Source organism: Methanobrevibacter cuticularis (assembly GCF_001639285.1).
GTDB classification, from domain to species: Archaea; Methanobacteriota; Methanobacteria; order Methanobacteriales; family Methanobacteriaceae; genus Methanobaculum; species Methanobaculum cuticulare.
Window position 1 is genome coordinate 58,135 of record NZ_LWMW01000011.1, and the last position, 12,107, is coordinate 70,241.

General features: G+C 25.8%; 12 protein-coding genes. 5 read left to right on the forward strand and 7 right to left on the reverse strand.

The features are described from left to right. Nucleotides 1–744: 744 nt before the first annotated feature. The gene (locus MBCUT_RS00440; protein WP_067257349.1) at nucleotides 745–1,032 is read left to right on the forward strand and encodes an EMC6-like membrane protein; all 288 of its coding nucleotides are present in this window, start codon (nucleotides 745–747) and stop codon (nucleotides 1,030–1,032) included. 340 nt (nucleotides 1,033–1,372) lie between these two features. On the opposite strand, the gene MBCUT_RS00445 is transcribed toward MBCUT_RS00440, so the two are convergent. From MBCUT_RS00445 to MBCUT_RS00455, 3 genes are all read right to left on the reverse strand, one after another. Next, nucleotides 1,373–1,717, reverse strand: coding sequence for an OapC/ArvC family zinc-ribbon domain-containing protein (locus MBCUT_RS00445; RefSeq protein WP_067257352.1), 345 nt, complete (start codon nucleotides 1,715–1,717; stop codon nucleotides 1,373–1,375). 129 nt (nucleotides 1,718–1,846) lie between these two features. Then, nucleotides 1,847–2,203: a DUF2073 domain-containing protein gene (locus tag MBCUT_RS00450; RefSeq protein ID WP_067257355.1), complete on the reverse strand. Its 357-nt coding sequence runs from the start codon at nucleotides 2,201–2,203 to the stop codon at nucleotides 1,847–1,849. Nucleotides 2,204–2,218: 15 nt separating this feature from the next. Then, on the reverse strand, nucleotides 2,219–2,833 hold the full coding sequence (locus MBCUT_RS00455) for an Era-like GTP-binding protein (protein WP_067257358.1): 615 nt from the start codon (nucleotides 2,831–2,833) through the stop codon (nucleotides 2,219–2,221). Between the two features lie 473 nt (nucleotides 2,834–3,306). Here MBCUT_RS00455 and MBCUT_RS10665 point away from each other — a divergent pair, with 473 nt between their 5' ends. Further along, nucleotides 3,307–3,474 (forward strand): hypothetical protein, encoded by a 168-nt coding sequence (locus MBCUT_RS10665; RefSeq protein WP_157082404.1) that lies wholly within the window; start codon nucleotides 3,307–3,309, stop codon nucleotides 3,472–3,474. Between the two features lie 3 nt (nucleotides 3,475–3,477). On the opposite strand, the gene MBCUT_RS00460 is transcribed toward MBCUT_RS10665, so the two are convergent. Both MBCUT_RS00460 and MBCUT_RS00465 read right to left on the reverse strand, forming a co-directional pair. Continuing rightward, nucleotides 3,478–4,185 carry a metal-dependent hydrolase gene (locus MBCUT_RS00460; protein WP_067257361.1) on the reverse strand — a complete coding sequence of 236 codons (708 nt, stop codon included), beginning with the start codon at nucleotides 4,183–4,185 and terminating at the stop codon, nucleotides 3,478–3,480. A 210-nt stretch (nucleotides 4,186–4,395) separates the two neighbouring features. Continuing rightward, nucleotides 4,396–5,637: a hypothetical protein gene (locus tag MBCUT_RS00465; RefSeq protein WP_067257364.1), complete on the reverse strand. Its 1,242-nt coding sequence runs from the start codon at nucleotides 5,635–5,637 to the stop codon at nucleotides 4,396–4,398. Nucleotides 5,638–5,972: 335 nt separating this feature from the next. On the opposite strand from MBCUT_RS00465, the gene MBCUT_RS00470 reads away from it, so the two are divergent. Together MBCUT_RS00470 and MBCUT_RS00475 are read left to right on the forward strand one after the other, a co-directional pair. Beyond that, the gene (locus MBCUT_RS00470; protein ID WP_067257377.1) at nucleotides 5,973–6,158 is read left to right on the forward strand and encodes a class III signal peptide-containing protein; all 186 of its coding nucleotides are present in this window, start codon (nucleotides 5,973–5,975) and stop codon (nucleotides 6,156–6,158) included. Nucleotides 6,159–6,560: 402 nt separating this feature from the next. Beyond that, entirely contained in the window at nucleotides 6,561–6,755 is a 195-nt protein-coding gene (locus MBCUT_RS00475; protein WP_067257368.1) for a class III signal peptide-containing protein, read from the forward strand. A 148-nt stretch (nucleotides 6,756–6,903) separates the two neighbouring features. On the opposite strand, the gene MBCUT_RS00480 is transcribed toward MBCUT_RS00475, so the two are convergent. After that, entirely contained in the window at nucleotides 6,904–7,371 is a 468-nt protein-coding gene (locus MBCUT_RS00480) for a phosphopantetheine adenylyltransferase (RefSeq protein WP_067257380.1), read from the reverse strand. 429 nt (nucleotides 7,372–7,800) lie between these two features. On the opposite strand from MBCUT_RS00480, the gene MBCUT_RS00485 reads away from it, so the two are divergent. Continuing rightward, on the forward strand, nucleotides 7,801–9,438 hold the full coding sequence (locus tag MBCUT_RS00485; protein WP_067257370.1) for a radical SAM protein: 1,638 nt from the start codon (nucleotides 7,801–7,803) through the stop codon (nucleotides 9,436–9,438). A 363-nt stretch (nucleotides 9,439–9,801) separates the two neighbouring features. Here the strand turns inward: MBCUT_RS00485 and MBCUT_RS00490 are convergent. Further along, nucleotides 9,802–12,107, reverse strand: a 2,306-nt coding sequence (locus MBCUT_RS00490; protein WP_157082406.1) for a beta strand repeat-containing protein, incomplete at its 5' end; no start/stop codon positions are given.

Genomic DNA, 12,107 nt, shown 5'->3' on the forward strand with positions numbered 1-12,107 from the left:
ATACCTTTGTAATGATATATAATAATATTTAATAATATATTAATTAATTTTTTGCTATCTTTAATAATTTTTATAATCTAATAGTAATTCTAATCCAAAATGAATCTTTATAATCTAATATTATTACTAATCTAAAATGAATTTTTGTTTAGAAATCTAAAATCTACTGTTAATAATAAAATACTAATAATGAAATATTATTTAGAACTATTAATAATAAAATAATGTTAATAAGTTACTATTAATAATAAAATAATGTTAATAATTAATTTAACTTAAATTTAAAATATACAGTTATATACTTTAAAAGAAATATTTTAATTAAGAAATTTAATATATTAATTAATATAGAATATCTTAGTTAAGAAATTTACTATTTTCCAAAGTTTTTCTATATTTTAAAAATTTTAAATTTATGGTCTATTATGATTTAATAATCATGTTATAGATAAACATTAATAACTATTTAAATGAATATATAATAAGTTATTTAATATTTTAATAATAGCTAAATCTAAATATACTATAATGTTTTAAAATATCTAAATCTTTAAAATATCTAAATATACAATAATGTTTTAAAATATCTAAATCTTTAAAATACCTAAATATACAATAATGTTTTAAAATATCTAAATCTTTAAAATACCTAAATATACAATAATGTTTTAAAATATCTAAATCTAAATAATAAAATAAGTATATTCTAATCTATAATTTATATTTATCTATTGGAGGAATTTAATGGAAGCTAGCGTTAAGATCACATCAGTACATCTTGTAGTAGCTATATTTACAGGATATATATGCTCTCTAATCAGTTTACAAATGATACCTGGAATTGGTAACAATGAAATACTTGCGGGAGTATTAGGAATTGTTATTCTTTATCTCATAGGAAAACTATGCGATAAATTATTTGGGAAACAAGAAGGTTTTTCAAAATGGTTATGGGATGGAATACTTCCCTTTGCTTTCGTATGGTTTGTAGTATGGACTATTTTAGTAAATTATGCACCTCTAATTTACTAAATTCATTTTTAATTTTTAGTATATAACTTATCTAAGCTTAAAATTGAATATAAACATTGAATAATTTTATAAAATGGATAGCATAATAAAAAATGTTTGATTTTAAAATTAGTAACAAAGAAACCTTAAAAAATTAATAAAATAAGTATTATTTAAAAATAGAAAATTATTTAATACAATTCATGAAAATCATCTTTAACTTAAAAATCTGTATTTAAAAGATTTAAAAAGTAAAATTAAAAAGTCTTTAATAAAAAAAATTAATAAAATCTAATTTGAACTAATTCTAAATCAAAAAATGATAATAATAATAATAATAAATTAGTTTTATATTTAAAAATCAATCTTCATCGTCGTCTTTTCTGCCTTTTTTTAGAAGTGAATTGATATCAATAGCATAATTACCTTCACTATCTGAATATACATCAGTATCTCCATCTAAGATATGAGAGAGATTTACCTCATAAACTCCTTTGTCTTCAACTTTAATGCTTTCAATTGAATTTGGATCAATAGTAATTTCTTCTTCAAGAGAATCTTTTTCTAATTCTTCTTTTTCTCTTCTTTTTTTCTCAGCAATAGCTTTTGTATTAACGAATTTAAAAAGTTTACTGCCACATTTTGGGCATCCATTAACTAAATCATCTTCATTTAATTCGGTGCCACATTTACTACATACATTCAACTAAATCACCGTGAAATAAAAATAGCTATTTAGATAGCTAATTATTTTAATAGTTAGGATAGTTATTACTTGTTAAAAAATTCTAATAACTACAATAACAATAGAAATTGATAATTGGAGTTATAGTGTCTATCCATTATTTCCAACATCAGCAACCATAGATAACAAATTAGACTGCTTTTTAACAGTTTTCATAACATTAGCAGGACCAATTATTGTAATAACAACTGTCTTCTTTTTTGAAAATCCAAAGAAGCTAGAAGAGTCTTTTTCTAAAGTATGAACATCGATTCCTACAAAGTTTTCAACATCAATTTCCCTCATAGTGGTTTCTATAAGTTCAGCTCTCTCAGAAGGAGTAAGTCCACCTTCCATAACAACAACATCTCCCCTTTTAACTCGTTCAATGATCATATATATTTTTTCCATACTAGATGCATTTTCGAGAGCTTCAGAGGATATAAAATCCATTTTCAGTCCTTCCATTTTAAACCCTCCTTTCTAATTGAATTTTTTAACCATTATTTTGTAAAGTTCGTCTGTTCCATCCCCATTCAACGCAGAAATGGGAACAACTGTATGTTGTGGGAAAACTGAAGTTATTTTATCTGGATTAGCCTCAGGAACATCGATTTTATTAGCTACCACGATGAAAGGTATTTTTCTTGCCTCCAAATTACCAATTATAGTGATATTGGTTTGAGTTAAGGGATCGCTTGTTGCATCAACCACTAATAAGACACCAGTAACATCATCTAACCATTTAATAGCTTCTATAATACCTTTAGTAGCTTCTTTGGCTCTAGATTTAGCTTCATCTTCTTCTAATCCAAATTCTAAGAAGTTTTGATAATCTACTTTAGTAGCTATTCCCGGAGTATCTATGATATCAAAATCAAGTTCACGATCTCCTTCTTTAATAACTACTTTTTCCTGCTTTAATACGTTCCTAGTTTCATGTGGAACATTCGAAATTGATCCCATATCCTTTCCCATCCAATCTTTAGCTATTTGATTAGCTAAAGTCGTTTTACCAGAATTTGGGTGGCCATAAAGCCCTATGCTGACTTTTTTATTTCTTTTAAATAAACCTCTTATAAAATCAAAAAACCCCATTTTATCCCTCTATAATAAACAAAAACATCTTTAAATTCAAATAATTAATAATTTCATAATTTCCATTAATCAGACAAATCAAAAGAAACTAATAATCTCATAATTTCTATTACAATAATATGAAAATAATCTCATAATTTCTATTACAATAATATGAAATTTATTAGTAATATATTCTACAAACATAATATATAAATTTATAAAAATTATATTATACTAATATTATTCTTAATAATAATAACATTTAAAAATTAGATTTTACTACTTAATAAGCTTTTTTTATTCACAATTTTTACTTTTCAAGAAAACTCTATGAATAATAAAAAAATAGTCAAATAATAAAAAATAGTTAAATAATAAAATCTGATTATTTATTTATCCAAAATGTAATAGATTTTATTATAATTAATTAATATAAAAAATTTAATTAAAAATTTGTTAATAATGAAAGAAATATAGAATTGAGTCTATTAATGTTTGATGATCGAACATTCTATTTAATAGAAAAAATAGCTAAATTATTCAATCTTACAATAAAAATAGCTAAATTATTCAATCTTACAATAAAAATAGCTAAATTATTCAATCTTACAATAAAAATAGCTAAATTATTCAATCTTACAATAAAAAACATGCTTTAAATATCAATCTTTATTAAAGATATAGCTTTCATTGGGATTTAATACAACAATTTCAATATTGGGATCCATCTGCATTACGAAATTGGAAAATACAACTGGATTTTGTTCTATGACTGGAAAAGTATTATAGTGCATTGGAATAGCTACTTTTGGGGAAATCCATTTAGTAGCTATCGCTGCTTCAAATGGACCCATGGTGAACTTATCACCAATTGGTAATAAAGCAATATCTGGTTTATATATCCCTCCAATGACTTTTTCCATATCTCCAAATAGGCCCGTGTCTCCAGCATGGAAAATTTTAGATCCATCCTCCATAGTCAATAAAAAACTAGCTGCACTACCACCAGGTATTATATCTTCTACGAAATCAATATCTGCAGAATGTTTAGCATCCAGCATGGTAATTCTTATATCCTTAATTTGGATTGACCCTCCAATATTCATACCTACGCATTCTAGACCTTGTCCAGATAAAAATAAAGAGATTTCATGATTACCAACTAAAATAGCTCCAGTTCTGTTAGCTATTTCCATAGCATCTCCAAAATGGTCTGCATGCCCATGAGTTATTAATATTATATCTGCTTCAATTTCTTCTACAGGAATAGTGGAAGAAGGATTGTTACTTATAAAAGGATCTATCAAGATTTTAAGTCCTTTATCAGAGATTATTTCAAAAGCAGAATGACTTAACCATGTTATTTCCAATGTTACACCTCATATATTACTCATATAATTACCAGTTTCATTAAGACTTACTCAACTTCATTAAAAATACAATTACACTCAGATGAAGATTAATGAATGAAATTTCATTATTAAAAAATAATAATTATCTCTAATAGAAATTAGGTTAAATAAAATTATTAAAATATTCAATTAATAATTAAAATTTAGTTAGTTAATTGTGAAGATATGCTAACTACAATTATTAAGGGCATTGATATCTAAATCATTAGCCAATTCCCATGATTTTTCAAAAGTTGACTTTATATTTGTAATAGCCTTTGAATCTGTGTATACTGCACCTATATCATAATCTTCTTTATTATCATTCTCAGAAATGATAAGAGCATGAGAATCATCAGATATTAAATTAATCGTACTAATTAAAGAGATAGTTTTTATCTTAATACCTTGTTCAAGAAGTGAAGAGATTAAAAGAACATAAGACATATCTTTAATATCAAATTCTTGAATAATGATTTTTACATTTAAAGCCGGAAGCATTGATAAGAATTCATCTTCCATCTCCTTAATAGAAGATATTTGTAACAGTATTTCCTCTTTAGCATGTTTAGCCAATTCATGAAATGCCTCTTGAGAAGTCATAGAACCTTTGGAACACACAACATAACTTCTTAGAAGTTTTGGAACTGGTAAAGACTCTGGAAAATTTGGGTCTATATTTATAGTATTATCTCCCATATTGTTAGATTCAATATCATCCCCAAAATTATTATTATTATTATTATTATTATTATAATTATTATCATAATTATAATTATTATTGTCAGTATTAATATTATTAACCTTATTTTCAGGAAGTAAGTTATTTTCAGCATGTATTGGTCTAATAAAATCATCAGAAGCTAAAGCTCTTGAAATTTCTTCAGATTTGCTTATTTTAGAATCAGTTGGAATAATTTTCTCATTATTATTCTCATTAATGATTCTTTTTTTCGGCCTTCTACTTACTTTCATAGGTTTTTGATAGTTAGGAGTGAAGTTAAGTCTTTTATTAGTAAAAGTTGCTTGTGACTGTTCAGTATTCAAAACAGCTTTTGGATTTTTAGGTTTAGACACATTTTTAACTTTCGTAGCTATTTTTTTACTATCAATATTTTTTAATCTATCATTACCTAAGCTATTTTCAAAAACATCCCCTAAATTGCTTCCTAAATTAAGAACTGAGCTATTTTTTTTGTTGTTTGTTTTTATTTTAGGTATATCTTTTTGTTTTTTTCTAGATTCATCGAGATTACTGACACTAGGCTTTTCAAGAAGAGAAACTATCAATAAATAAAGTCCCAAAATGAAAACAGCGATTCCTAAGATAGTAAATATGTCATTATAATGATTGTAATAACTACGATAGCTAACAGCCGCTCCTACAGCTATTAATAACATACCACCAAATATTTTCCATATATTTGCCACTGAAAATCACCCTATAATAAAAATTTTCTCTTTGAAATTTAATACAACTTTTTGTGAATAATTTATTCAAAATTATAGCTTAGATATCTCTTTTATAATATATTATTTATTGCATCGTTTATTTATAAATATAATGTTTTGAATATGGAATATTCTCCCCAACTAAGAAAATTCATATATAAAATAATACTTTTTTCATAATAGATAATATTATATATTAGTTTAAACAAGATAATTGATAAAGTAATAAATCTTGGAGATTAAGTAATATGAATATAAAACAGGAATTAAATAATATAACTATAAAACAAATTGTGAAAAATGTGAAAAATGAATTGTTCAGTATAAAAAATGAGTCCACAGGTCAAGGTGCTGCAGAATATATATTGTTATTTGGAGGTGTCATTGTAATAGCTATTGCTGCTTTATTAATATACAGGACTTATTTTAATAACAGTCAAACAGGATTAAATGCATCAGAAGATATTAAAGATGTCAGAAACTTGATGAATTCAAGTTAATTACTAGAGAAAAAAACTAAAATCAAATAAGGAAACTTGATGAATTCAAGTTAATTACTAGAGAAAAAAACTAAAATCAAATAAGGAAACTTGATGAATTCAAGTTAATTACTAGAGAAAAAAACTAAAATCAAATAAGGAAACTTGATGAATTCAAGTTAATTACTAGAGAAAAAAACTAAAATCAAATAAGGAAACTTGATGAATTCAAGTTAATTACTAGAGAAAAAAACTAAAATCAAATAAGGAAACTTGATGAATTCAAGTTAATTACTAGAGAAAAAAACTAAAATCAAATAAGGAAACTTGAATAACAGATTAAATAGTGAATTAAATAATTAAAAATATATAATGAAAGTCAGAAATAAGCTTAATTATAAGAAATAAATAAACAAGAAGAATATGAAAAAAATTAAAATTAAGATAATCAAAGAAAACTCCGGGCAAGGAAGTGCAGAAATGATCTTGCTAATTGGAGCAATTTTAGTAATTGTAATAGTAGCAGGAAGCTATATGATCAACATTTCTGAATCAATAAATAATAGCTTAAAAGGATTATTAGAAAAAGGAAGAGACAGTATTTTAAATAAACTTTAAAATAAAGGAGTTTATGAAAACTTAAAGGACTAGGATTGCAACAATAGAATCAATAAAAAAATTATAATCAACAAAACAGAAAATTAACAAAAAAGCCAAAAAAAATTATAATCAACAAAACAGAAAATTAACAAAAAAGCCAAAAAATCTAATGTCTATCTAACAAATGGCCTTTAGCATCAATTTCTCCTTTACGAATACGAGTTGAAGAAATTGGAATTCCATCATCAGCATAAACAAAACGAATGACTATTATATCCAAAGGAGACATTTCTTTATCCTTACGAATTTGATTGATTTCAAGAGCAGTAGGTTCTGTTTCTTCACTTACGATAATCGCATCAAAATCATCTTCATGAATAGTTGAACCATAAGAATCGTCTAAACGTGAAATAGAGAAATTATTATGTTTATTAGATAAAAATTCATTTAGATTACCCATTCTTTTATCACATGGCTCAATATTCCCTTTTTTGCCACCAAAAGCATTGGATGTGACACCGATGACAACCTCTTCACCATTATTGAAAGCCTCTTCTAAAAGCCTTCTATGGCCATAATGAAAATTATCAAATGTCCCACCAACTGCTACTTTTTTATATTTTTTAATACTCATTGTTAGGCCTTTTGAACTCATGAACACAACTATTTCAATATTAAAATTAGTAATGATAATTACTTTTTATAATTTCTAATTATATATAATTATCCTTATTTTTAACTAACTTAACCCCTAAATAAACTTATTTTTATATAAATAAGTTTTATCCTAAAGTTAAAGAATAAAATTTTTTACTATGATAATTATAAAATAACTATGATAATTATAAAATATTTTATCAACTATAGTACTCTATAAAAATTTAAGCTATGAAAAAGAATATATAATGTAATAAATTAATAATAAGAGAGAATTAAATAAAAAATAAGTAAAAATAATAAAGAAAAATAATAAAGAGAAATAATAAAGAGAAATAATAAAGAAAAATAATGAAAAGAAATAATGAAGAGAAATGATAAAAAATAAGCTTATGTTTGATAATAAATGATTTATGAAGAAAATGTAATTAAAAAAAAGCCAATGAAGGTTAATATTAGATTTGCATCAGTGTATCCTAATTTATATAGAACAGCTATGTCTTCCCTAGGTTATCAAATAATCTATGGAATGATCAATGATAGGGAGGATTGTTGGTGTGAGCGAGTTATCTATCCTAATACTAGAAGTATTGAGTCAAATAGCCCCCTAAAAGATTTCGATATAATTAGCTTTACTCTTCAATATGAACAGGATTATTTTAATGTTTTAGAAATTTTAAAAAAAGCAAATATTCCTATTAAAAAGAAAGATAGAGAATGTAAAAATGATAATTATCCATTAATAATAGCTGGAGGTCCTTGTGCTACATCTAATCCTTTACCTCTTACTGATTTTATTGATATATTCATAATAGGTGAAGCTGAAGTTATTTTAGATAAATTTCTAAATAAATATCAAGAGTTAAATGATCCCAAAAAAGAAATAGCTTCTTTTTTAGATATAAAAGGAATCTATATTTCAGACAATCCTTGTGAGAAAGCTATTGTTTCTAAAATGGATAAAGCATATCATGTTGTGAAACCAATAATTACTAAAACAGATGATCCAAAGGAAAAAAAGGAGTTTTCACCTGTTTTTGGAAATTCAATTTTACTTAATGTTTCAAGAGGATGTACAAGAGGATGCAGATTCTGTATGTCTGGTTACATGTATCGTCCTATTAGAGAAACCTCTTTAAAAAAATTACTCAATGTTGCAGAACTTGCAAGAGCAAATACTGATGAAAATAAGGTATCACTAATTGGTGCAGCTGTTTCAGACTACTCTAAAATAGATGAATTGACACATGAACTTCTAGAAAGAGGATTTCAGATATCAACACCTTCACTTAGAATTGAATCCATAACAGATGAAACACTAACATCACTAAAGCTTAGTGGAGCTAAAACAATTACAATAGCTCCAGAATCAATTTCTAAATTGAGACAATCTATAAATAAAAATATAACTAATGAAAAAATAGAAGAAGTAATCAAAAATTCAATTGAGCTAGGTTTAAATCTAAAATTATATTTTTTAATAGGGCTTCCCAATGAAACAAAAGAAGATATAATCGAATTAGCTAGTTATATCAAATATTTAAATTCTTTAAAATATAATTCACAAAAAACAACAAATTCTAAATTAATACCCCATTCAAATTCAATCAAATTTAGTGTAAACCCATTAATACCAAAACCACACACACCATTACAATGGGAAGGATATGATATAAACACTATGAAATCTAAAATAAAATATTTGAGATCCAATCTAAAAAAAATAGCTATTAGATTTGATAGTGCTAAAATGGGATTATTACAATATGTATTATCATGTAAAGGAAAAGAAATAGGAAAACTACTTGAAAAATCATTAGATCTCCATGCAAACAAAGATATAAACAAAAGAATAAATCTTAATGACTGGAAAAAGCATGGCAATGGATACAATCTAACAGATACTCTACCTTGGAATAACATCAACATAGGAATCAGTCAAGATTTCTTAAAAACAGAACGACAAAAATTATTTGAAAACAAACTAACTCCTTGGTGTAGTGAAAAATATTGCTATGGATGTAAATCTTGCAGATCAAAATAAATTTGATTAAAAACTTGAATTGATTATATAATCTTTTTCATAAATATTGATCTAAAATAATTTTTAATTATATCCTAAAAATTGAACTAATTGGGAGTGTCTCATAATTAAGTTTTGTATGAACAAATTTGTAAAAATCAGCGAAATTTTCTTTTTTTTTGTTTAATTTATCTGAATAATTTATTCAAAGCTTGTAGATTTGTTTAGTGAAAAAGTAATTATGAGACACTCTCATAATTTATTATAATATTATAATTAATCGATAAACAATAAAAAAAACTTTAATTAGTTAATAAATTACAGATATGAATAAAAAAAATAAATAAATAGAGGAGAAAATAAATAAGTCCTCCTAAAAAATGTTTAATTTTGTTTTCTTCTAATGCTTATTCCAAACACACTTATCAACACTAATATGATAGCTATTATCGGTATTCCTGTATTTTTCATAGTAGCTGTAGCTACTGGATTATCACTTGTTTTATTAGTATTATTAGTATCATTTTTGTTGTTTTGGGTTTCAAATTCAGCTGAAACTGGATTAACATTGTAGTTTGCATTATCAGATGAGACTGTAATCACATGGCGACCATCACTGAGTTTATTAGTTGGTATATGAATTTTTCCAATACCAAGAATATCAGTAACGATATTTCCGATGTTTTTACCATCCAATTCAACACTAACTTTGTAGTCTGGTATTGGATCGCCGTATTCGTCTGTTACTGTGACAATTACATCTACAGATCCATCAGAATTTTTAACTACATCAATATCAACAATAACTTGACCTTTTACCACATTAAAAGTTGTAGTATTGGTATAGCTAGAGTAGTTATCGTTTCCTGCATAGTCAACCATAATATTAACATTTCCTGTGTGTGTTGGTTTATAAGTAAGACTCCATCGACCATTAGAATCAGTAGTCAAAGAATAAACTTTACCGCCAACAGTAACATTAATTGGAGCATTAGCTATTGGATTATCATCCTCATCAACAAGCACTCCATCGAATGTTATGATTTTACCCACTTTAACATCATTTGGAATATTTACAGTTGAATTAACAACTAATTTAGTAACATTAAAGCTAGTAGAATTAGTAAAACTTGTATAATTTTCATTACCAGCAAAACTAACAACTACATCGAAAGTGCCAGTACGATTAGTAGTATAATTTAACTCCCAATAACCAGAAACATCAACAATTACATCAGTAAAGAAATTACCATCAACAGTAACATTAACAAAACCAACACCTGTATGATTAGCTAACTGACCACTAATAGTGACATTCTCACCAATATGAGCAGGATTAGGATTAACTATTATAGTAGAATTAGTAGTATTCTTATTTACTGTGAAAGTAGTAGAATTACTAAAAGCATCATAATTACCATCACCAGCAAAACTAACAATAACCTCTAAACCAGTGCCAGTACGATTAGTAGTATAATTTAACTCCCAATAACCAGAACCATCAACAACCACATTAGATAACATGCCATCAACAGTAACATTAACACTAGTTACTCCAGTAAAATTAGCTAAATGACCACTAACAGTAACATTCTCACCAATATGAGCAGGATTAGGACTAACAACAATACTTGAATTAGTACTATTCTTATTTACTATGAAAATAGTAGAATTACTAAAAACATCATAATTACCATCACCAGCAAAACTAACAATAACCTCTAAACCAGTGCCAGTACGATTAGTAGTATAATTTAACTCCCAATAACCAGAAACATCAACAATTACATCAGTAAAGAAATTACCATCAACAGTAACATTAACAAAACCAATACCTGTATGATTAACTAAAACACCACTAACAGTGATATTCTCACCAATTTGAGCAGGATTAGGATTAACAATAATACTTGAATTAGTACTATTCTTATTTACTGTAAAAGTAGTAGAATTACTAAAAACATCATAATTACCATCACCAGCAAAACTAACAACAATATCGAAAATACCAGTACGATTAGTAGTATAATTTAACTCCCAATAACCAGAACCATCAACAACCACATTAGATAACATGCCATCAACAGTAACATTAACACTATTTACTCCAGTAAAATTAGCTAAATGACCACTAACAGTAATATTCTCACCAATATGAGCAGGATTAAGATTAACAACAATACTTGAATTAGTACTATTCTTATTTACTGTAAAAGTAGTAGAATTACTAAAAACATCATAATTACCATCACCAGCAAAACTAACAACAATCTCTAAACCAGTGCCAGTACGATTGGTAGTGTAATTTAACTCCCAATAACCAGAAACATCAACAATTACATCAGTAAAGAAATTACCATCAACAGTAACATTAACAAAACCAATACCAGTATGATTAGCTAAAACACCACTAACAGTGATATTCTCACCAATATGAGTAGGATTAGGATTAACAATGATAGTTGAGTTAGTACTATTCTTATTTACTGTGAAAGTAGTAGAATTACTAAAAGCATCATAATTACTATCACCAGCAAAACTAACAATAACCTCTAAATCAGTTCCAGTACGATTAGTAGTATAATTTAACTCCCAATAACCATTATTAACAGCTATATTAGTAAATAGTGTACCATCAACAGTAACAGTAACATTATTTACTCCAGTATAATTAGCTAACTGACCACTAA